This is a genomic window from Paenibacillus graminis, assembly GCF_000758705.1.
Taxonomy (GTDB): domain Bacteria; phylum Bacillota; class Bacilli; order Paenibacillales; family Paenibacillaceae; genus Paenibacillus_AQ; species Paenibacillus_AQ graminis.
The window spans coordinates 3,288,556-3,310,199 of sequence record NZ_CP009287.1 but is presented as its reverse complement, the minus strand read 5'-3'; the positions used below and the strand labels follow the sequence as shown (position 1 = coordinate 3,310,199).

Here is a 21,644-nt window from a genome sequence, read left to right as displayed (position 1 = left end):
AGAGTAATTCATTTGGATTAAAAAGGTCTGGAACATCATTGTTCCAGGCTTTTTCAGCTCTTCATTAATCACTCTTTTCTGTCGATAAATTTAGAATACACATGGAAAAGTATGGAGGAGCATATGAACAATAACCGCAGAACCGAACCTTTTCGCTATACCCTTAAAGAACCTGCCCCCGTTGATCTTCATATCCTTACTATTAACGGAATTCCGGTTCCTCCTAAACCCGTCAATGCCGTACTGTATGACATTAGCCGTTCGGGATGCCATTTGGCGTTTCCTCTGAATGTTAATCCTGAAATTAACCTGGTACGTGTTGGCATGGAGATGGTCCTTTCCGCAGAGTCTATGTACATAGAAGGAACGTTGAAATGGAACAGAGAGCAGGATGCCACTTTTCATTACGGAATTCAAATGGATATTCCTGAAGAGGACCGTGATCGTCTTCCAAGTGTACTGCGCAGGCTAGCCGGGGAAGGAAAGATACTGGTTCGTTGAACATCAGCAAAAAAAAGGAGCATTCCTCAATGGGAATACTCCTTTTTTTCAGTTCTTATTTGAACGATACAGACTCCACAATCTTATCGGTTTCAGCCTTCGACTTCTCATCAATATAAGTAAGAATAAGGTTGAACGCATATCCGTCAATAATCGTGCTGTAATATTCTTGGTTGACTACTCCGGCTCCAGCATCGATCGAAGCTTTCATCAGGTCCATATCTTTACCACCGACTTTAACTGTCTTGATATCTTCGAATTTATACGGAAGCTTGCTGTCTACCATCAGCTTTTTCGAGGATTCCAGATAGTCCTTTCCGTTCTTAATGCCTTGGAGCATGCTTACCTTCTCGGCAACAGCGATCACGGAAGGACTGGTTTTACCTGAATCTAATGGAAATTCCGAAGCCATCAGCAGGTTAAGGGTTTTGGTCTTCGCCAGATCAAGCATTTTACTCTTGGCTTTATTGTCTCCGGCAACCACTTCCTGTCCTGCCTCCATAAGCTTCATCATTTGGTCGGCGTTCTGATACCCCCATTCTTTGGGGAACTTAAGGGACAAACCGAAATAGTCATTCGTATAAGAACCACTTTCAGTCACACCCAAGCTGACTTCTTTGTCTTTCCCTCCGCATGCTGTAACCAACACCAACATTAACAGCATGGCCATTGATAATAAACCAATTTTCTTCTTCATAATACCCTCCTGATGATTCTCTCTTTGTGGACACCAGAAAAGTTTAACATGTAATGTTATCATTTCCACCTATATAAAACTATAGGGAAGCTACAATATAAACATGCGGGTTGCGACTGAAACGGCTTCCGAGCTGGATTGAACCCCTAATTTTTCAAAAATGATTTTTTTATGGTGGTTCACTGTGCACTCTTTTATTTTTAATTTGGAGGCAATCGCTTTTCCTGTCAGTCCTTGAGAAATCAGTTCAAGAACTTTTAATTGCCGCTCACTCAGCGGCTTGGGAAGCTGTCCGGCAGCCTGGTTAGCGAGTTGGACCTGGTAGCTGATCATCATATCTGCCGGAATCAGCTTGGCGATCGCTATCAGTTCGCTTTTCATATCCGCATTAATCGTTGAAACATCAAGGTATCCTAACGTTGCATTCCCGACATTTAACGGAACCGAAAAACAATGCCAATTGTGAAAAAAAGGGCTTTCGTGGTCTTCAGGCGGTAAATATACGGGACAGCCCTTCGCAATGGCCTCTGATATCGCATTAACACCACAACTATTTTCTGAAAAATACATTCCCAAACGAATTGGGGACCGGCTTACAATGGCTTCCAGATTACGGCTATAATCCATCGCAAGAAGAACGCCCTCCTCATCGGTAAGAAGAAATAAAAATGTACCTGAAAGATGATCCTTAATATTGAATATACAGTCCTGAAAAACTTCAATTAAAAGTTGATTCGGAGCGTTTTTTCGGTTAGATTGCTGCATATTCGATAACAAGTAGACTTCTTTATCAAGTCGGCTAGATGTATCGATGGTTGTAATCATTGCTTTGTATTTCTCCTTCCATTAAAACTGATCCAGATTCTGGCGGATTTTATATACTTATCGGATCAACTAATGGGAAAATTGAATCTTATGAATATTGCTTAATTATATAAATAACGTTGAACATACGACTTTTGGCACATTCGGCTTCTTTTCCAGACTCATTTAGTCTTCAACCAGGAATGATTCAGCTGCAAATCAGGTCATTAAGTCCATGAAATATGTTCTATACATCCCGGAAATCTATTAAGCATTACTTTTAGACTATTTTTCCTGCTACTCCGTTCATGAACTCATAGCAGCACCACGGAGTTTACCGAACCCCGGGCGCATTGTACCAGTGTTTCATACAATCGGGCGGAAAGTATGTTAAATTCCTGCTCCCGTCCATGCACATAGGCGGAGTACGGCGGACTGTCATTCCAGGAGCCCATGCCTCCGAATACCCATGCTTTGTAGACTGCGTTCAGCAGAGTGCGCGCCTGATCCTTGTAGACTGCCGGTAAATGGAACGGCATTTGAGCCGCGGGAGCTTGTTCATTCAGAATGTCCCTGGCAGGCTTAAAAAAATTGTTCGTCCAAAAGCTCTCCCCAATCCCATCGGCTAAATCCCAAATCGCACACAGCACTTCTTCCAAATGCGCTGATAAATCAGCCAAAGGAAGGAACTCGCGGGAACCCTTTTGTCCGCCAATAATCTTCTGTTCGGTATAGGTAACTTTCCATTTCGTACGCGAGCGATACTGATCCACACGCCATTCAGCCTTCCACAGGGACTCCCCGCAGGCTCCCAGTGAGGTGACTCCACCCGGTGCTACACTGCCGCTAAATCCACTGCTCTCCCAACCAGCTGCTGAAGCCGTACCGTTTAACATCAGACGCTGGCAGCCATTGGTTTTCAGCTCTGCAAGCCACTCCGCCCAGTTCCAGCTCTGCCCCCCTCCTTCCGGAATGAAGCATACATCTAAAAAACCCGTACGCTCCAGTTCACTATTGGATGCATCCGCTCCACTAATCAGATTTCCATTGCCCAATGCTGTAATCAATAACAGCTGATGAAGTTCTCCATTCATATCCCTTTCCCCTTTTTCGCCGCAGCCAACACATTCGCAATAATAGGCTTTCTAGTAGACCGAAATCCAAAACTTTCATCACCACATACATATAATACTATCAAAAGGAGGAATAACCTATGAAAAAAGAAGCTCAAATCTCTCAGACCTATCCCCGCCTGACTGTATATAGTGAGGAAAATTTCCTGGGCCGGAGCAGAATCTACACAGGCAATCTGGGCATCCGCAACACTGATTCCATTCTGGACGGCTTTGAAAGCCTGCGTTTTTTCTCTACCAGCAGCAATGCTACACTGGTCCTATTCACCCGTACACGCTTCCGGGGCAACTTCCGGGTTCTGCGCGGCAGCCGCAATATTCGGGATCTGGATGATTATATCAACGGCAACGATGTCGAATCGATCCTTTCAACCAATCAGCGACTGACGCTCAGCCAAATCCGCAACATCCGCGACACTGGAAACCTGCCAGCCGGGTATCGCCTGATCTGAGCTTTTTAACGGATACGGCATCATACCAAAGGCACCGGAGCCAAGCTCCGGTGTTTTTAACGATCAGGCCTCTGAATTGGTTATGCGCAGCATCGAGCAGCACATCAGCTTTTGCAGGATACCAATAATTGCCTATATACTATAGCTGTATTTCTCCACGTTCCGTACACAGCCGGTTGAATGAATCAGCCGCAAGCGTGCACTCCTCATAATCCAAATTGCCCGAATGCGCTACAAGAATGGGATATTCTCCGCCTTCCTGGGGTTTCCTCATATCAAAAATGTAGTGATTCCCGCTGCCATCCATGGCAAAGGAAACACTGCCGGGCATATACTCAGCGAATTCATACGCCAGATTCATTTCTCTCAGGGTTCTGGTGCTAAAAAATTGAAAATATCTCTCGCCATTCCGAAACTCTCCGCCATTCGAAAAGCTTAGGAAATCTATAAAAAGGTGAATTCTTGTGGAAGGGATTACGCTGCCTGTCTCTGATTTCTTTCATTTCCTGTTCTGTTAAGCTGCGGTTCCAGGTTTCTATGAAGCTGGCGATTTCATCAGAGTCTGCCCCTGGCATTCTGGCGAACTCATATTCAAAGATGGTATTCCACATCTAAATGCCTCCTTTAGACGTTCTATTAAACGTTTTTAACCCGTTTGTGTTTAGTATTAATAGAAACATACTTAATCAGCATAGCACTTTCTTTCAAGCATAAACAGCGCGCACCAGACTAATCCGGTACGCGCTGTTTATGCTGCAAATGAGCAATATTTTCTTAGAGGAAGGCTACGCCTGAGAAGCTTCGGTGTCGGCCATCCGCCACCGGAGCTTATACAGCTCAGGCAGCATCACACCCAGCAGCACCAGGACAACTCCGGTCCACTGCAGCCCGCTGACCTGCTCATGCAGTACGAATGAGGACAGCAGTACGGCGACCGGCAGCTCAGCGGCACCGAGAATGCCCGCCATGCCCCCACCGATATGAGGGACCCCGATCGCAAACAAAACCGGGGGAATAAACGCTCCGAACAACCCCAGCAAGAATCCAAACAGCAGCAGCTGTCCCCACAGAAGGCCATTAAAGAGGAAATACGGCGGGAAGAGAATGCATAACAGCAGCAGGCCGCCGGTAACCATCCACGCGCTCCGGTACGCCGGATGCGCGGAGGGAACGGCTTTGCCGCTAAAGATAATGAACATGGAGTAGCTGACCGCAGACAATAGGCCCAGCGCGAGCCCAAGTACATTGAAATGCGCCGCACCCTTATCCATGATTCCTGCCGCGAGCAGGGTCCCGCCAAAAAGCAGCAGCAAGGTCAGCAGTGTCACCTTGTCTGGCCGCTGGCGTTTGCTGACTGCCTGAATCAGCACGCTGATCCAAGTGAACTGGAACAGCAGAATGATGGCCAGCGAAGCCGGAATGTACCGCAATGACTGGTAGTAGACCAGCCCTGTTACCACCGTTGGCGCTCCCGCAAGCATGAGCAGAATTCTCTGCTTCCAAGTGAGAGCCGGCGAGGCCTGCCGGGCAGCAGCTGGTGTGATGCCTTGGCTGCGTTGTTTGCGTGTCTGCCTAATCTTGGTATATAAGGCCAGCAGCCAAGCCAGAATGCAGCCGGTCAACAGCTGCGTACCGACCACTTCCCCGAGCTGATAGCCCTCTCCGTATGCCAAGACGACGATTGTGGATAGGATGCCATAGCTCATGGCGCCTACTAATACAGATAACAAATATTTCAAATCTTTCATTCATTTATGCCTCCTGAATCTGTTAAATAAGCCATTACACGCAAATAATCCTAACTCCGGGGACGAGGACCATAGAACATGATCCTTGTCATCGTAGTTAGGAAGAATAGGCTTCCTGTAGAAACCCTCGCCCTGTTGATGCCCGAAGGCTGCGAGGTTATACGAGAACAGTATGTAATTGTACGCATGACGACTGTTCATATGTTACATGGCAAGTTAGCTGCTGTCAATCATTATTTCTTTAAATTTGTGTGTTTTAATTTAGCAGCTCATGCAGCCTCTTCAGCTCCGTTAAGGCTTGCGGCTCATCACGTTCCGGATTGATTGCTGCAATCAGGCCCTCCGGCACCGGTCCCCCGCCAAACAGAACACGGAGAGGCTCAAGCGGCAATGGCTGAAGCCCGCTGAAATAATCACCCGCCCATTCTATGTAGTCATCAGGCGTCTCATGAAGATAGCCCAGCAGGAAATCAGCTCCACCGCTCTCCGCTTCCTTATTGTCCAGACTGTCCAGCTCTCCCCATTCCCCGCACATCCACACCGGATTCCCGTTCTCCTGCCATAGACAAAAGGTTACTTCCTCGGCTTCAAGTGGATCACCGCTGCTGTGCAGGGCTGCTTGCAGGTCGCCCGGCAATCCTTCATACATTCCAGGCCAAACCTCATATTCATCCCGTGCATGCGGACTGAGCGGAGATTCATGGTCAAAACCTTTCATCACGCAGCCATCCGCCGTAAACAGCACATACAGATGATCTCCAGCTCCATTCTCGATAATGCCAAGCTGCACTCCCGGCTGAAAGTCGGGGTCGTAACGATGCACGCGCAGCCACTCCTCCTCGCAGCAAATAATATCCAGCACCGCCAGCAGAATCATCTGTCTGCGCAGAGTTTCCGGGTCAGGCAGCTTCGTAAGTGTCCAAGGCTTCATTATATCTTCTCCCCGTTTATAGTTACGTTTCCTAATCATATGCGATTGCTATCTGCCAGTCTCCCGGTCGTCCGCTGCGGCAATTTCTTGGTTCAGCCAATCCATCCTGCAATCCCCCCTATAGTTATGCTAAGAAATATTACCCACAGCCAATTCAACTCAGACATTCTGCAGCCTAAACTTCTCAATAAGATTAGCCCAAAGCCACCTTGTCAAAATATACTTGCAGAGGAGGTGTAAATCCTGAACCGTTCTGGACCCGTTAAGCTGTTAGGACTCATTGGCGGAATTGCACTGCTGAATATAGCCGTTTTGTCCCCCGGACTGCTTGGCCTTGAGATCACCGGTGAAAGTGCGCTTGAGACTGCTTCAGGCGTGACCTTGCTGATCATCAGTCTGCTTGTCGTGCTGTATGGAAGCTACACCCTCCTCTTCAAAGCCCCCGCCCCTTCTGTCTGCCATTTGGAAACCCAGCAGGATTATATAGCCGGGCTGAGCAACTACCGGAATGTTAAGGCACTCAAAAAGGATGTGCTGCTTGCTCTGGATCAGCTGGAGAGAATCGGCAAGAAAAAATCCACCCTGCTGCAAGTCCTCGGGGAGCGTTTTGAGCCTACAGAGTTAAGCTACCGGAAGTTCCTGTCGGTCATCACCGGGGTCGAATAGCTCTTTTATCTGAATCTGCGGGGAATTCTCAGCATTTCTCAGCGTCTTCGATGCTTCCGAATTCACAATGTTCACCAGCCGGCAGAAGCCTGTCCGCACTGGATTCCATCAGCACCTACAAGCACGAGGCGCTCCCCAGAATGCGCGAGACCACCAACCAGTTCCGCGAGCTGGCCGATAATGGCGAGCAGCAGATTCAAAGACTGGAGCGGGGCAATGCGCTGGGACTCTAGCACCCTCCATTTGAGTCTGCGAATCTAACATGATACACTAGTTCCCAACCACATTCTGGGAGGGAAATCATATGAGCGAAGAAGAATTGAACGCAGACGGCTGGGCGGCCATAGATGAAGCCCTGGAGCAGCTCTATGGAGAACAGGAGCAGAAGCATTACGGAACCGCTATACCCTACATGCTTGGTGGGCCCGATCCGTTGAATGGAATCAGCGTATATGAAGTACGGGAACCCCTTCCGCATTGGCATTTTATAACCTATGGCTTCTCGGAGCTTTATGAAAAAGAGTCGGAAGATCCTGAGCACAGCGGCTATGGTTTTGAGCTGACCTTCCGGCTGTTCAAGTCCGCTGCCGAGGATGAGCCTCCTGCCTGGGCGCTGAATCTGCTGCAGAACCTGGGCCGCTATGTATTTAACAGCGGCAATGTGTTCCGTTCCGGGGATTACATGGATGCCAATGGCCCCATTGCCCTCGAAGCGGATACGCCGCTGACCGCGCTGGCTTTTATTGCAGACCCGCTGCTGCCGGCAATAGACACGCCTAATGGGCGGGTAGAGTTCATACAGCTGGCGGGCATTACTAACGACGAACTGCTGGCTATGCAGGTCTGGAACACCCTTGGCGTCCTGGCGGAAATGAAGGAACACCTTCCGCTGTATATGACCGATCTGCAGCGGGATTCACTGCTGAAACTGCCGGCAATCGCAGAGGCTGTACGGCTGGGCAGCGAGAGCGAAGGCTCTAACACGGGGGCCTTGTATGTGGACCAGTTGGCTTGGGAGAACCCGGCAGACGATTCAGTCCATACCTTGCAGCTGGGAGCCAAGCAAGCCGAAATCGTCGGCAAACTGCTGCGGGGCAGACTGCTTAAGGGGCGCACCCTAACCTTGGCCGGTCCTGAGATCTCTGTCAGCTTCGAGACTGGTGATGCTCCCGGCTTCGAAATTCGCGGAGAACTCATTATCCTTAAGCTGGATGAGGCTGCCGGGACAGCACTTTCGGAAATTTTCCGGCCGTCAGCGGGACTGTATTCTCTCCCCGGCTGGCCGGAGCTCGCAGTACGGATCGTCCCAACACATATCACTGACAATGAAGGAACAATTGTCAAGACGATAGGCTGAGCAGGTTGTTAGGAATCTTTTAGTATAAGGGACTGACTTTTGTATCATTAGCAGCTTGGAACTCTGCTCTCCCCCAACCGGGAGAGCTTTTCTGCTGTTAAGGAGAGACGGCAAATTCCGAGACACAAGTGTCGTCATACTTAGAGCCTGGGATGACTTCTAATATAGTGAACGTAATGCTGGTTGTTGCTTTATCTTTTGGCAGTTCTAATGCAGTTTCCTTCGTAAAATCAGCAATGAAGGAGCTGCCATCAGAGAAAGTTATTTTTGCTTTGCGCACACTGTTGTTTTCGAGGTAGGCGGATACAGACTTGCCATACCCCGGCAAAACTTTTAAGCGGCCGACTTTAGTCTTTTTGGGGAAGCTAAGGGTAAAGCTTTGTCCGATTCCACTTCCCTTCACCCCTTCGCACCAGCAAGTGGCCGTATCGCCGTCGATGATTTGACTTGCAGGATAGGAGCCCGCCTTCGATTTAGGCAAGGTGGAGGATGCTGTAATTTTCGACACCTCGATTTTGTCAGCAAAATGATAGGCTTCCGACCATGAATCCTTGATTTCTGTTGCCTTACGGGTGTGCAGATTTACTTTATATTCGGTCAAAAAGATCCCCCTTACATATACACTCACATAAGCAATCCAAATTTTTTGGCTTTCATTGTCTGCCGCAGGGTATGTGAATTCCACCAGATTGGACTCTTTGCATTTGCAGTATTGGGATACAATAGCTAAGTCATCCCCAGGCTTGGGAACCCGGTTCGCGTAAGGATCACGAATAAAGCTCCGCTGCTGCGCAAAAATCTTGTTCATTTCGGAGGGAAGTGCTCCCATTCGAAGTACGATGGTGCCAGGTTTGAATTCGATGATGCCCTCGCCTTGAACAGTCTTTGGAGTTTCATGCTCGCTATAGTCCAGATACTTATACTTGAATTTCACGGGTTTCTGTTCTTCCACGGTAATAGGTCCCACCGATTGAAAACTGTAGTTTTCTGAGTCATCCCAGACTGAATACTCCAAAGCAGCCTTGCCAGTATTCTTGTCAAAGGTAAGATTGAGCGTACCGTCGAGATCCTCGGACTCAACAAACGCTTTGTCCACCCACTCCCCTCCGTAAGACGAACCCAATGAACCGGCAGTTGGAGACGCCGCATACAAACTGATGCTGAAAAGGGAATAAAACGCCGCTACGGCAAACAAGACTTTGATCATTTGTTTTCGAATTTCCATCGCCATCCTCGTTTCTTCTTTTTCATGAAATAATTATTCGACAAACTGCAGCGATTACCTTCCTGCTCTTGATCAGACCCTACAGCCTGCCAGAAGCTCCGCGGTTATTACCCCTTAGGCCGGATTCCCGGCTATCGGGGCATTTTATATTTGCATTATTATGCATGTCTTTCGGCTCTTTCCAAATACTTAAGGTGATTAATTTGAGCGTGAAATAATGGTTCTTTCGCTTCATATATTTTCCACTCCCAAATCCGATATCTTTATTAGGTATTGTTATAGTTCCACCATATCATCTACAGAGGAGTCGTCAAATGAAGAAGATTCAAAGGTTAATCACAAGAATAGGGCTTACGCTGCTTGCAGGTGTATTGATTGGCGGCGGTGTTCTAGGGTCAGGGAAGATGACTCCACAAGCGTCGGCAGCTGCTGCCGAAAACGGGTACGTCTATTACAACTCGGAAGATGCTTTATACCGTGTACCTACCGCTGGCGGGACTGCGCAGAAACTCTCCGAGAATTTCTCGGGAGACTACCTGGAGGCAACAAGCAAGTATTTGTATTTCTTTGAAAGTGATGACTTATCCAAACTGCAGCGCCTGTCGCTAACTGAAAATAATGCGCTGATCAGCAGCTTTGCAGGGGATAAGAATATATTGTTTTACCAGATAGAGGGGGATTACCTGTATTTCATGGATGATAAAGGTGTCATCTACCGCTCACTGGCCAATGCGGCAGATGATACCCAAATCAAACAAATCGCCAATAAAGCAGATACGGAATTCCCGGGCTTCTTTGTGGTGAACGGGCGCATTTACTATAATGTATTGAAGAATGGAACCAATACCTGGGCAGCCTCGAAGTCCCAGGACGGCAGCGGAAATGTGCAATTTATAGCCCAAGGTGCCATTCCATCTTCAGATTATATCTATTCAACTCCTACAGGAATCTCTGTGATGGTGGACATCAAGCCGTCAGAAACCTATTACTCCCTCAACTCCATGGTTCTGTATACCCTTCCGCTGAACGGAGGAAATCCCAAAGCCGTAAATGCCAAAAACCCGCTGGATGCGAACGCCACCTACTCAGGTTTTTGGACCAAAGACTACTACATTTACAACAAAGGCATCACTGTAGACGACGATGATAACTACGTATATTCCAAGAGCAAAGGGTATGCAATTGATAAATCCGGAAAGATTTTTCAATTGAGCCAAACCGGGATTGTCGGTCTTACCGATATGGGCGGAAACAAGCTCGCCTATGTTGACGGCAATGGAAAAGCCACCATCAGCACTGTGGCAAACGGTAAAGTAACCAGCACAAAACCGGTCGCATTAACTAATGTGACGAATCTGTTTAAGGTGCAGAATGGTACAGCCGCCGGTCAAATCGTGCTTTTTGCAGCAAGCGGAGCTTTTGCCCTGAATGCCGATCTCACCTTGACCAAATTGAACGGCCTGACTTGGGATAACAGTGCTATCTATGAAAATGTAACAGGCATTTACTATTTTAATGGAGAGGATAATGAGAGTCTTTATAAGATGAGCGCCGACGGCAAAACGAAGCTGAAGCTCTCTGACGGGCCTGTGACTGAGATTTATACCATTTCCAACAACTAAAATCATCCAAATCCGCATAACCATCCGTCAGCCGGAGCTTCAAATGAAGCTTCGGCCTTTTTTGTGTGCTTCGCGCAAGGTAGAGCCGTTTCTGCTTGTCCCGGCTTGACGAACCCCGCTTCATAAGGTAATATTCCCCATATAGCAGAACAACGCTGAAAAAGGGTAAGTAGACTATTCCCCGCGGACTTGCAGAGAGCCGGTGGTTGCTGTGAACCGGTGTCCAGGATATGCTCGAATGGCCTTTGGAGTTGCTTTTCCGAACCATCCCTAGAGGGTGCATTAGGGAAATGCCGGGAATCCCGCCGTTATCACGGGAACGGTCTCGAGATGATAGGTTACAGCATCTCCGCACCGTAATGCGAAGACTGGAAAGTCTGCACTTTTGTGCGGCTGAACAGTCATTTAAGGTGGCACAACGACAACTTCGTCCTTATCGGACGGGGTTATTTTGTTTTTAAGGAGGTGATGGCCATGGAGGATGGCTGGTGGCGGCGGTTCACCGTTCAATTTCACAAGCTTCTCAACATTGTATTCAATAATTTTAGGAGGATGTTCACTTATGACAGAACGAGTATTGACAGGAGACCGTGTGACCGGAAAGCTCCACCTTGGCCATTATGTTGGCAGTCTGGAGAACCGGGTGCTTTTACAGGAGAGGTATGAATCGTTTGTCTTTCTGGCCGATGTCCAGGCGCTGACGACCCACTTTGAACAAAAGGACTTAATCCGCAGCCACATCCGCGAAATGACCCTTGATTATTTATCCGCAGGAATTGATCCGGAGAAGTCCACTATTTTTATTCAGTCGATGATTCCCGAAATTGCTGAGCTGACTATCTATTTCTCGATGTTCGTATCCGTTAATTCGTTGCGCCATAATCCCACCATTAAGGCAGAAGCCAAAGGACGGGGAATCGACGAATTGTATTACGGATTTCTGGGGTATCCGGTCAGCCAGGCTGCAGATATCACCTTCTGCAAGGCAACGATTATTCCCGTGGGGGACGATCAGCTGCCGCATCTGGAACTGGCCCGCAGAATCGTGCGCCGTTTCAACGAGCTGTACCAGCCTATACTGGCAGAACCTCAGGCTTTGATCAGCAATACCCCAAGGCTTGTAGGTACAGATGGCAATGCGAAGATGAGTAAAAGTCTGGGCAATGCCATCGCGCTTGACTCTACTGCGGAGGAAATCGCCCATAAAATTAAAAGAGCGGTCACCGACACCGCCCGTGTCCATAAAAATGATCCGGGACACCCGGAGATTTGCCCGATTTATGCTTATCACAGCGCCTTCCAGCCGGGACATCTTCCAGAGATACGCGAAGGCTGTGAACGCGGAACCATGGGCTGCTCAGCCTGCAAGGAGCGCATCACTAAGGCGTTGGAGCAGCTGATTGCCCCCATGCGTGAGCGCCGGGCCTATTATGCCGCGCGGCCGCAGCTCGTGGACGATATTTTGATTACCGGAACGAAGCATGCCCGGGGAATCGCCAAAGAAACGATGAAGGAAGTCCGCGAAGCCATGAAGCTCGATTATTTCAGCCACTCTGTTATGGAAAGAGGTCTCCTCTGATGCCGACTCTGCCAGCGTTCGTTGTTTGATGCTTACAACTGTTAATTGTATTTCTGTTTATTTTAGTGAACAGAGTGCAGTTAGCTCAGTTCTGCGAAAAAAATGACTTTTTAGATGTATGTTCCTTTTAGTTCTCACGCTAAAAAGCGGCCAGTGACTGCTTGGCATCCTGTTTCGGATCCGAGCATCACTGGCCGCTTTTTTCAAATGTATTGCTTATTGTTCATTGGAAGCTTACATATAAATATCTACTACCGTACCTTCTGTGCTGCGCAGACGGTCAAAATCAGCCCGCTTGATCCGCAGCCCGCCCAAGCGGTACGGATTCGCCAGCCGTTCTGCCTGAACCTCCTGGCCGTTCACTTTGACGTAGCTAAGGACGCCTTGGGAGCAATGGTAGACAAACGCTGCAGGCGCACCGCCATAGTCGAAGTCCAGACGGGTACCGTCCAGTTCATCCGGCAATACAGGATCGATAATCAGATCCCCGCCGTCCTCGCGGATGCCCAGCACATTCGAGATCAGCTGGTTCATGTAGATCCCCGGACCGCTGGAATAAATTCTCCAGCCGCCTTTGACCGGAACTGAACCGTCACGCAGCTCTGCAAAACGCTCCTGCGCCTCATACCGGTTAGCGAACTTGCCGTCCGAGCTGCTGAAATAGGAATTGCTCTGCCGCAGCTCTGCATTCGGTACCGCATCGCGGATGCCGATCGGGTTAATGACGGCCAGCCCCTTCCAGACCTGATCCCGTTTGCCGATCTTGGCCATGGCCTCTACGAAGCGGATATGGGCGTGCACATATTGCAGACCAATCTCACGGCCAAAATTCGCCGCCTGCTCCGCACGTTTGAAGTGCAGGCTGACACCACCGGCATATTGTGCGGGATGATTCATCAGACGCACACCGTCCGGACAGAGGAACTGCTCCCGGATCAGCTCATAATGCTCTTCCATCTGTTCCGGAGTCAGCAGCTCGCCAATCATACTGCGGGTCATCGGCAGCAGACGGTACTGGATGCCGGTCTCCTTATCTTCAGGATGCAGCAGCAGCTTAGCATCGGCCGGATCTTCGAAATACAGGAAGCCGGGAATCACATCGGTACCCAGCATATAGCGGTTGAAGTCGCCTTTGATTCCATCAGCCAGCTGTTGCAGTTCCCCAGACCATACAGCATCCACATCCTGCAGAACTCGTGACAGTCCAAGCACTGTCTGATAGGTCAAGGCAACCGTCCAGCTGCTGACCATGTACTGCTTAAGCTGGGCATTGGCCGGCTGCAGGGTATCATCCCAGTCCCCGTCGCCGTAAGAAGACAGATAGGTATCATGCAGGAAGTTAGTTTTAATATAATTCAGTTCTTTGAGTGCATGTTCACGCAGCGAAGCGGTTTGTTCCGTAAAATCGAAACTGTGCTTGCGGGTATACGGGAGCTGTACATCCAGGACGGTGTAATCCTGGGTCGCCCGCAGATAGTCGCCCAGCACTTTCAGCGGCCAAACGATAATATCCCCGTGGCTCTCCTCCTGCTGGACATGCGTATACTTATCGAACATGAACCATTGCGGCCAGCTCCCGTCATCCTCATACTGATGGGCAAACACGGTCAGCAGGATTTCCCGCACCTGTTCATATTTGTGGGTGGCCAGGAAATATTCCACCGGACCCTGGCAGACATCGCGGGTTCCCCATGCAGCTCCTCCATACTGCTCCAAACCATGAGGCATGGAATAGTGAACGAGCATATTGTGGGTATACCACCAGGCCAGCGCGTTCACCTTGAACAGTTCGCCTTCACCGCCGCCTGGCTGCGTCAGCTTGAAGCCATTCATCACTCCGGCAAAAAACTCGCGGTACCGGACAACCTCTGTTTCAAAAGAAGCGGGGCTCAGCAGACGCTCCTTGCCATCCAGCATTCCTTGCAAGGTAAGGGTCCAGTCCCCGCTCTCTTCCAGTTCCATCACCACGAGCGATGCACTGCCCTGAGCGGGGCCATCCACCAGGAAGGACTCATCCCCCAGCCGGTAAGTCGCCCCGTTCAGATGCATCCGGTAGGCCAGTTCAGGGTATACTTCCGCACTTGTCCCCGACTTCGCCGCACGGAAGGTCAGCGTCCCCTCCGCTTCATCTTGAGACACTTCATAAGGAACCTCATATTCCGCAACATTCATGGTAATCTGGTTCGTGATCAGGAAGCGGTAAGCGATACCGCTGGCAGAACGGACATGCAGTCTTACCTCAGGCTCATCCATGGTAGTGTAATTGGTAATCACCAGGGTATCCGAGGCTGTTTTATAATACCAGCGCACATAATTGAAGCCAATCTCGAACAGGGAAGGCATGGTCAGCAGATGATATTGATCATCTGTGTGCACATAAATCCGCTGTCCTGAAGTTTTGAAGATATTCAGTGCACTGCGGGCATTGGACATCATTTTATTAAAATTGGTATTGCCGACAACCACTTGTGAATTGAAGATACCATACATGTAAGAGGTTGTAGTTATGACTTCAGGGTTCAAACGCGCATTATCCCCGCTCATCAGAATGTGGCCGTGCGGACGCTCCACAAGCAGCTCTTTATCTTTGAGCACAACATGCTCGTAACCTTCGGTGAAGAAGGCCAGAAGCTTGCCGCCCTCCCGTTCCTCCTGGTACTTGTGCGGGAACAGTGCATCCAGCTCAGCTCCGGTGAGCGGCAGTGTCTGCAGCGGAGCACCGATCCGGGGATTTATGGATACACGGTCCAGCCATTCACCCTCTACAGAGACGCTGCCCAAAGACTGGACTTGCTGCCAAGCCTCCTGCACAGACGCTTCATACTCCATTTCCGTAATTGCGGCCGGGTGATCCTCCCGGAACAGTCCATAGAATGTAAACCGGGCCTGCCCTTCAAGCCGGGTCTGCGAAGACTGCAGCGCGGTGAAGGCAAATTCATACTGATACACTTCATTCGCAAGCTTGGCCTGGGACAAAGCTTCCGGCTCATTGGTCTCTTTGTAGGACAGGCCGAAAAACTGGAAGCCATCGGTGGAATAGCCCGCAGCGCCGCTCAGCAGTCCCTGCTGAAGATACGGAAACTTCCCGTCCTGCGGCTGGTTCTGGCGGGAGCATACCACATAGCCTTTAGCTTCATCTTGAAAAACGGTATGGTCAATATATTGGGACAGATAAGCCTCATTGCTGGTAACAGCGCCGGGGGACGCTATCCCCACATCCTGGGTATAAATAACATCCAGAGGCACTCCGGCTCCGTCGATAGTGACATCCCAGAACCATACCCCGTTATCCGCCATTGAAAAAACAACCTGATAACGGATCGTATTTCCCAGGCCTGCTCCAGCCTGATCCGCTGTGATTTCACCCTGCCATAGTAAACGTTCGCCATCCTGGCGGAACTTGCTGGCAGATTTCACGCCGAGCAGCGGAAACGCCTGGATTCCATCGGACAGATGAAGCCTTGCATATAGATTGCCCGGAGCACCATCCACGCTGCTGGACAACAGCTGATTGATCATCATTTTACCGCCGAACGCCTGGTACAGGTCCCCGCTCTCCAAAAATGTAAAATTTAAGTCTCCCTTTTGAATCGACAGCTTGGTACTTGGTGCAGTTGTCAATTTCTATTCACTTCCTTATCTGCTGCGGTTATAGTCCGCTGTTATATTTGAAGTTCACAGTCATATCATTTGTCACGGTTATTATACTAAGCGGAAAGTGGCTGACTGGGTGTCACGGCTGCTGGCACCGACATATACAGTGAACATGCCGGGATCACTGCTGACAGTCAAATCACTGTGGTAATAACGGAGCTGAGACTCCTCGATCTGGAAGACAACATCCCGGCTCTCTCCAGGAAGCAGCTGCACCTGTCTGAAGTCCTTAAGCTCCTTGACAGGGCGTACAGTCTCACCGGACATATCACGGATGTATAGCTGTACTGTCTCGGTTCCCGCCATGCTTCCGGTATTCGTTACGGTTACTCTGGCTTCAAGCGGGCGGTCCGCTGACATACGGTCTGAAGACAGTGAGAAGCCTTCATAGGCAAAAGTTGTATAACTTAAGCCGAAACCGAAGGGGAGCAGCGGTTCATTGGGAATATCGATATATTGTGAAATATAGCGGTTGTCGGTGTGCTCTACAGGTTTCGGCCGGCCCGTATTGTAAGCATTGTAGTACACAGGAATCTGACCTACAGAATACGGGAAAGACATGGACAGACGTCCGGATGGATTCACCTTGCCATATAAAATATCCGCCAGTGCCGCCCCGCCTTCACTCCCCGGGAACCAGGCCTCCAGCACTGCATCCGCTATATCATACACGCCATGCAGATCAAGCGGACGCCCGTTGAACAGAACGGCCACAACCGGCTTTCCAAGCTTCTTCATCTCACGGACCAGCTCAAGCTGCGCTTCAGGGAGCCGGATATCACTGCGGCTGCCGCCTTCTCCGCTCATTTCGGACGCTTCACCAAGTGCCAGTACAATGATCTCTGCCGCCGCAGCAGCCTTCACTGCCTCTGCCAGTCCAGCTTCAGTAATCGTGTCAATGCTGCAGCCTTCGGAAATCACCACATTGCCGGGAGCACCACTAACTTTTTGCATGGATTCGCCAAGCTGCACCGCAGTTTCTTGGGAACCCTGCCAGGACCACCAGCCGAGAATATCGCCGCTGGCAGCGAACGGGCCAATCAGTGCAACCCGCTGGCCGGCCTGAAGCGGCAGAACTCCATCATTCTTGAGCAGCACGCTTGATTTCTCAGCCAGTCTCTGAGAGACTTTCCGATGTTCCAGACTGTACACGATTTGCCGCTCCAGCTCAGGATCTGCCCCGCGCATCGGGTTCTCGAACAAGCCCAGCTTTTCTTTCAGCACCAGAATCCGCAGCACAGCTTCATCGATCAGCGCTTCATCTACCAGCCCCTCAGCCACTAGCTCAGGCAAATGGTTCACGTAGCTGGTGGTCATCATATCAATGTCGACACCGCTGTATATCGCTTTGAAGGCAGCTTCTTTTTCATCTTCCGCTGCGCCGTGGGCAATGATCTCCTTGATCGCCGCCCAGTCAGAGATTACGACACCGTCGAAGCCCCATTCATCACGCAGCAAGCCGCGCATTAGGCTGCGGTTGCCGGTTGCCGGAATTCCATTCACGGTATTAAACGAGGTCATTACCATTTCAACGCCTGCGTCGACCGCTGCTTTATACGCGGGCAAATAGTATTCCCGCAGCTGGCGCTCCGAGAGGTCAACCGTGTTGTACTCACGGCCGCCTTCGGCCAGTCCGTACGCCGCAAAGTGCTTCACGCAGGCCGCAACACGGGACACATCTTCCTTAAGATTATCTCCTTGAAATCCTTGGACAAACGCCTTCGCAAACACAGCATTCAAATAGGGATCTTCTCCGGTGGATTCCATTACACGGCCCCAGCGGGCATCGCGGACCAAATCAACCATCGGGGCAAAGGTTACATGCAGGCCGGATACCGCTGACTCACGCGCTGCTATCTCGGCGCTTTGTTCAGCAAGCTCAGGGTCCCATGAGCAGCCAACCGCCAGCGGAATCGGAAAAATCGTTTTGAAGCCATGCACAATATCGGCCATGAACAGCAGCGGAATACCGAGTCTGCTGCCGGCCAGATGTTCTTTCTGCACAGCCATCATTTTTTCGGCGCCTGCGATACCGAGTACGGAGCCAACTGCACGTTTGGTGTCATACTCGATGCCCAGCTCTTCCATAGGTCCCGTAATCTCCGATTCATCCCCCGGTTCATCATAAAAAGGGGCAGCCAGCTGCAGCAGCTGGGCGATCTTCTCTTCGAGGGTCATATGTTTCACATATTTGTTGTACAGATGTTCAGTCATGGGTTAACCCCTCCAACGAAACGAAACGTTTCTCTTTCTATATCTCTTGTATATTATGACTTTATATCTTACATCATTCCAGTAAATCATAAACGTTTCACTTTGTTTCGATAACCCGCCGCTTTTAGCGGGAAACCTGGCAAGATTACTTCCGGGGAAGCACCGATTGGCGTTCCACCAGTTCAATCTTAAGCTTATAGAAGTCGTTCACGGTATCTCCGTTCAGCATTTGAAACAGCAGATGACCCGCCAGCGAACCGGATTCGTACATCGGCTGCCGGATCGTGGTCAGCGGGGGCTGGATGTATTCAGCCAACTGGATATCGTCAAAACCGATCACCGAAATCTCATCCGGCACGGAAATTCCGCCTTCTTCCAGTGCTTTCATTCCTCCCACAGCCATTTCATCATTCGCATAAAAGACGGCTGACGGCAGTTCCCCCTGCATCAGCATCATTTTGGTCGACTTATATCCGCCTTCGCGGATAAATCCGCCGTTCAGCTTCCATTTGGTTTTCTCTTCTAGTCCCGCTTCCTGCATCGCCCGCTGAAAACCCTTATAACGCAGCGCATTGTCATAGGAATTGGCCGGACCGCTGATATAGGCAATATGCTCATGGCCTTTTTCGATCAGATAACGGGTAGCACTATAGCCTCCCAACTCTCCGTCGACCACAACGTTGATAAGCCCTTCACTGGCAATCAACCTGTCCATTACAACAATAGGAAACCTTGAGCTTCCTGCAGCCTGAAGAATTTCATCGGTAATATTATGAGCCAGCACTATAGCTCCATCCACTCTTTTTTCCAGGAGGAACCTTACAGCCGTAGAGTCTTTCCCGCCCATAGAGCTGCATGCTATAAGATCATAGGAATTGGATAAAGCCACATCCTGAATGCTGCGGATAAGTTCCGAATAATACGGCCCGGATAGATCCGTTAATATGAGAGCAATCGTGTTTGTGCGGCTTCTTTTCAAATCCATGGCAAAGCCATTTTTCTGATAATTCAGCTGCCTTGCGGCCTCAAGCACCTTTTCTCTGGTCTTGGCGCTCACCTTGCTGTCGCCGCTCATGGCATATGAAGCGGTTGACAAGGCTACCCCTGCCAACTTGGCTACATCCTTGATCGTTGCCATTTCATTCAATCCTTCCCGAGACTTGCAAATATGCTTCTCTATATTATTTTATACCGGAGATGGTATATCCTTCTATGATATGCTTCTGGAAGAAGATAAATATAATAATAATCGGCACGACCATGAACGCGGCTCCGGCCATTTGCAGTCCGAACTCGGTTCCGTATTGGCCTTTGAGCAGCGACAGCCCTACGGATAAGGTGTACAATCTCTCATCATTGGCAATAATCAACGGCCACAGGAAGCTGTTCCATGCCCCGATAAAGGTCAGGATACCCTGTACGGCAAAGACCGGTTTTACGATCGGTACCATCAGCTGGAAGAAAATCCGCAGCTCGCCCGCCCCGTCCAATCTTGCCGCCTCCAATAAATCGATAGGAATCGTCGTCATGAACTGCCGGAACAGGAAAATTGCGAACGCCCCCACCAGACCCGGCAATACGATCCCTGCCATCGTGTTCACCAAATGCAGCTGGTTAATGATCAGATAGGTTGGAATCATCGTCACCTGTCCGGGGATCATCATCGTCGCCAGAATAATATAGAAAAACTTGTTTTTACCGGGAAAATCAAATTTCGCAAAAGCGTAACCGGCCATCGCGTTCAGAAACAGCCCCACAAAGGAGCAGAGCACGATAATCAGTGTATTTTTCAAATAGATCAAAAAATCCATCTTCAAGAACAAATCCCGGTAGTTGGAGAATGTCGGGTGGCTCGGAAAAAGTGTTGGCGGAATTACAGTAAATTCATTCTCAGGTTTAAAGGACGAGCCGATCATCCAGATGAACGGCACCATCATTAGCAGTCCTCCGATAATGAGCAGTGCGATCATCAGGCCTTTTTCTATATGTTTCATTCTTAATGCCATGCCTGTTCCCTCCTTATAAGCTGGCAGCCCGCAAGCTGATGCTTAATATTCCACTTCTTTCTTTTTGACCGCGAATTGAATGAGCGTCACGATAATAATGATGATGAACAGCACAAACGAACCGGCAGCCGCATAACCAAACTTGCTGAGCTGGAAGCCGTTGTTATAAATGAAGAGCGCCATTGACATCGTTGCATTCAGCGGTCCGCCCTTAGTCATAACCAGCGGTTCTTCGAAGAATTGAATCCAGCCAATCAAGGTCGTAATGGTCACAAAGAAAGTAGCAAATCCCAGCAGAGGAACCGTGATGTAGCGCAGCTTCTTCCAGCCGGTCGCTCCGTCAATCTCAGCCGCTTCATAATAAGAGCGGGGAATGCCCTGCAGTGCCGCCAGAAAAATAATCATATTAAGCCCGATGGATTTCCAGAACGCCAGCAGGATCAGTGATAATTTCGCCAGTGTCGGGTCCTGAAGCCATTGCTGAGCCGGGAGTCCAAAGATAGACAGAATATAGTTGAAAAGCCCATAGCTGCCGTTATACAGGTATCCCCATACCACGGCCACGGCCACAATGTTGGTGATGGACGGCATGTAGTAGATGACACGGAAGCTTTTGAACAGCCAGCTTGTTCCATAATTGAGCAGCAGGGCAACCCCCATGGAGGCGAGCACCACGAGCGGTACCCCAATTACTACATAAATCAACGTATTGTACATGGATTTCAAGAAGACCGGGTCTTTAAAAATATTGATATAATTCGCAAAACCCGCACTGCTGATATTCGAATAATCCGCAAGTCCGACCAAATCCATATCGGTAAAGCTGATGACCAGCGCGATAATGATCGGAATAATGGAGAATAAGGTCAGCAGGATTACGGCAGGTGCGATAAACATATATGGGTATTTATTTTTATGCCATTGCTTCACAAATGAACTCACAATTGCTCACATCCCTTCGCTTTCTTGCACTTCTTCCCTGGATAAGTATGAACGCACACACTGCCGGGACCTCTTATCGGGAGATTCCGGCAGTATGCCTGGCAAGGTTAATG

At 49.5% G+C, this 21,644-nt stretch carries 17 protein-coding genes and 2 pseudogenes; 7 read left to right on the top strand and 12 right to left on the bottom strand.

Features of this window, described 5'->3' with window-relative positions; all coding sequences use genetic code 11:
• The first annotated feature begins 123 nt into the window (after positions 1–123).
• Entirely contained in the window at positions 124–501 is a 378-nt protein-coding gene (locus PGRAT_RS13690; protein WP_025704153.1) for a PilZ domain-containing protein, read from the top strand.
• Between the two features lie 55 nt (positions 502–556).
• Here PGRAT_RS13690 and PGRAT_RS13685 read toward each other — a convergent pair whose 3' ends face one another.
• From PGRAT_RS13685 to PGRAT_RS34035, 3 genes are all read right to left on the bottom strand, one after another.
• Positions 557–1,198, bottom strand: coding sequence for a hypothetical protein (locus PGRAT_RS13685; RefSeq protein ID WP_238326754.1), 642 nt, complete (start codon positions 1,196–1,198; stop codon positions 557–559).
• 90 nt (positions 1,199–1,288) lie between these two features.
• Positions 1,289–2,023 carry a helix-turn-helix domain-containing protein gene (locus PGRAT_RS13680; protein ID WP_025704155.1) on the bottom strand — a complete coding sequence of 245 codons (735 nt, stop codon included), beginning with the start codon at positions 2,021–2,023 and terminating at the stop codon, positions 1,289–1,291.
• 293 nt (positions 2,024–2,316) lie between these two features.
• Positions 2,317–3,096, bottom strand: a complete 780-nt coding sequence (locus PGRAT_RS34035) for a hypothetical protein (RefSeq protein WP_025704156.1) — start codon at positions 3,094–3,096, stop codon at positions 2,317–2,319.
• Between the two features lie 119 nt (positions 3,097–3,215).
• On the opposite strand from PGRAT_RS34035, the gene PGRAT_RS13670 reads away from it, so the two are divergent.
• On the top strand, positions 3,216–3,587 hold the full coding sequence (locus tag PGRAT_RS13670; protein WP_025704157.1) for a hypothetical protein: 372 nt from the start codon (positions 3,216–3,218) through the stop codon (positions 3,585–3,587).
• A gap of 139 nt (positions 3,588–3,726) precedes the next feature.
• On the opposite strand, the pseudogene PGRAT_RS31190 reads toward PGRAT_RS13670, so the two are convergent.
• The 3 genes and pseudogenes from PGRAT_RS31190 to PGRAT_RS13655 all read right to left on the bottom strand — a co-directional run bounded on the left by PGRAT_RS31190 (position 3,727) and on the right by PGRAT_RS13655 (position 6,266).
• Positions 3,727–4,198: pseudogene (locus tag PGRAT_RS31190) on the bottom strand (SMI1/KNR4 family protein).
• 174 nt (positions 4,199–4,372) lie between these two features.
• A complete protein-coding gene (locus PGRAT_RS13660; RefSeq protein WP_051424693.1) occupies positions 4,373–5,335 on the bottom strand; it encodes an EamA family transporter in 963 nt (320 codons plus the stop codon).
• 256 nt (positions 5,336–5,591) lie between these two features.
• A complete protein-coding gene (locus PGRAT_RS13655; RefSeq protein WP_025704159.1) occupies positions 5,592–6,266 on the bottom strand; it encodes a hypothetical protein in 675 nt (224 codons plus the stop codon).
• A 312-nt stretch (positions 6,267–6,578) separates the two neighbouring features.
• On the opposite strand from PGRAT_RS13655, the gene PGRAT_RS31185 reads away from it, so the two are divergent.
• The 3 genes and pseudogenes from PGRAT_RS31185 (at position 6,579) to PGRAT_RS13645 (ending at position 8,289) form a co-directional block, all read left to right on the top strand.
• Positions 6,579–6,932, top strand: coding sequence for a hypothetical protein (locus PGRAT_RS31185; protein ID WP_051424694.1), 354 nt, complete (start codon positions 6,579–6,581; stop codon positions 6,930–6,932).
• A gap of 89 nt (positions 6,933–7,021) precedes the next feature.
• Positions 7,022–7,165 (top strand): annotated as a pseudogene (locus PGRAT_RS31625) (toxic anion resistance protein); the annotation flags it as partial.
• A 71-nt stretch (positions 7,166–7,236) separates the two neighbouring features.
• Positions 7,237–8,289: a suppressor of fused domain protein gene (locus PGRAT_RS13645; RefSeq protein WP_025704160.1), complete on the top strand. Its 1,053-nt coding sequence runs from the start codon at positions 7,237–7,239 to the stop codon at positions 8,287–8,289.
• Between the two features lie 97 nt (positions 8,290–8,386).
• Here PGRAT_RS13645 and PGRAT_RS13640 read toward each other — a convergent pair whose 3' ends face one another.
• The gene (locus tag PGRAT_RS13640) at positions 8,387–9,520 is read right to left on the bottom strand and encodes a discoidin domain-containing protein (protein ID WP_025704161.1); all 1,134 of its coding nucleotides are present in this window, start codon (positions 9,518–9,520) and stop codon (positions 8,387–8,389) included.
• Positions 9,521–9,828: 308 nt separating this feature from the next.
• Here PGRAT_RS13640 and PGRAT_RS13635 point away from each other — a divergent pair, with 308 nt between their 5' ends.
• Both PGRAT_RS13635 and trpS read left to right on the top strand, forming a co-directional pair.
• On the top strand, positions 9,829–11,136 hold the full coding sequence (locus tag PGRAT_RS13635; RefSeq protein ID WP_025704162.1) for a DUF5050 domain-containing protein: 1,308 nt from the start codon (positions 9,829–9,831) through the stop codon (positions 11,134–11,136).
• A 562-nt stretch (positions 11,137–11,698) separates the two neighbouring features.
• Positions 11,699–12,715: a tryptophan--tRNA ligase gene (gene trpS / locus PGRAT_RS13630; protein WP_025704163.1), complete on the top strand. Its 1,017-nt coding sequence runs from the start codon at positions 11,699–11,701 to the stop codon at positions 12,713–12,715.
• Positions 12,716–12,949: 234 nt separating this feature from the next.
• Here the strand turns inward: trpS and PGRAT_RS13625 are convergent, their stop codons facing one another.
• The 5 genes from PGRAT_RS13625 to PGRAT_RS13605 form a co-directional block, all read right to left on the bottom strand.
• A complete protein-coding gene (locus tag PGRAT_RS13625) occupies positions 12,950–16,336 on the bottom strand; it encodes a GH36-type glycosyl hydrolase domain-containing protein (RefSeq protein ID WP_042266745.1) in 3,387 nt (1,128 codons plus the stop codon).
• An 81-nt stretch (positions 16,337–16,417) separates the two neighbouring features.
• A complete protein-coding gene (locus tag PGRAT_RS13620; protein ID WP_025709128.1) occupies positions 16,418–18,583 on the bottom strand; it encodes a glycoside hydrolase family 3 N-terminal domain-containing protein in 2,166 nt (721 codons plus the stop codon).
• A gap of 145 nt (positions 18,584–18,728) precedes the next feature.
• Positions 18,729–19,721, bottom strand: coding sequence for a LacI family DNA-binding transcriptional regulator (locus PGRAT_RS13615; RefSeq protein ID WP_025709129.1), 993 nt, complete (start codon positions 19,719–19,721; stop codon positions 18,729–18,731).
• 43 nt (positions 19,722–19,764) lie between these two features.
• Complete coding sequence (locus PGRAT_RS13610) at positions 19,765–20,589, bottom strand: carbohydrate ABC transporter permease (protein WP_025709130.1); 825 nt, start codon at positions 20,587–20,589, stop codon at positions 19,765–19,767.
• Between the two features lie 42 nt (positions 20,590–20,631).
• Positions 20,632–21,486, bottom strand: a complete 855-nt coding sequence (locus tag PGRAT_RS13605; RefSeq protein WP_174469056.1) for a carbohydrate ABC transporter permease — start codon at positions 21,484–21,486, stop codon at positions 20,632–20,634.
• Between the last annotated feature and the right edge of the window lie 158 nt (positions 21,487–21,644).

Coding starts and splice junctions, on each gene's coding strand:
- PGRAT_RS13610 (WP_025709130.1), bottom strand. CDS start 20,589: ATGGCATTAAGAATGAAACATATAGAAAAAGGCCTGATGATCGCACTG.
- PGRAT_RS13655 (WP_025704159.1), bottom strand. CDS start 6,266: ATGAAGCCTTGGACACTTACGAAGCTGCCTGACCCGGAAACTCTGCGC.
- PGRAT_RS34035 (WP_025704156.1), bottom strand. CDS start 3,096: ATGAATGGAGAACTTCATCAGCTGTTATTGATTACAGCATTGGGCAAT.
- PGRAT_RS13670 (WP_025704157.1), top strand. CDS start 3,216: ATGAAAAAAGAAGCTCAAATCTCTCAGACCTATCCCCGCCTGACTGTA.
- PGRAT_RS13615 (WP_025709129.1), bottom strand. CDS start 19,721: ATGGCAACGATCAAGGATGTAGCCAAGTTGGCAGGGGTAGCCTTGTCA.
- PGRAT_RS13685 (WP_238326754.1), bottom strand. CDS start 1,198: ATGAAGAAGAAAATTGGTTTATTATCAATGGCCATGCTGTTAATGTTG.
- PGRAT_RS13690 (WP_025704153.1), top strand. CDS start 124: ATGAACAATAACCGCAGAACCGAACCTTTTCGCTATACCCTTAAAGAA.
- PGRAT_RS13645 (WP_025704160.1), top strand. CDS start 7,237: ATGAGCGAAGAAGAATTGAACGCAGACGGCTGGGCGGCCATAGATGAA.
- PGRAT_RS13635 (WP_025704162.1), top strand. CDS start 9,829: ATGAAGAAGATTCAAAGGTTAATCACAAGAATAGGGCTTACGCTGCTT.
- PGRAT_RS13620 (WP_025709128.1), bottom strand. CDS start 18,583: ATGACTGAACATCTGTACAACAAATATGTGAAACATATGACCCTCGAA.
- PGRAT_RS13660 (WP_051424693.1), bottom strand. CDS start 5,335: ATGAAAGATTTGAAATATTTGTTATCTGTATTAGTAGGCGCCATGAGC.
- PGRAT_RS13640 (WP_025704161.1), bottom strand. CDS start 9,520: ATGGCGATGGAAATTCGAAAACAAATGATCAAAGTCTTGTTTGCCGTA.
- PGRAT_RS13605 (WP_174469056.1), bottom strand. CDS start 21,486: ATGTTTATCGCACCTGCCGTAATCCTGCTGACCTTATTCTCCATTATT.
- trpS (WP_025704163.1), top strand. CDS start 11,699: ATGACAGAACGAGTATTGACAGGAGACCGTGTGACCGGAAAGCTCCAC.
- PGRAT_RS13680 (WP_025704155.1), bottom strand. CDS start 2,023: ATGATTACAACCATCGATACATCTAGCCGACTTGATAAAGAAGTCTAC.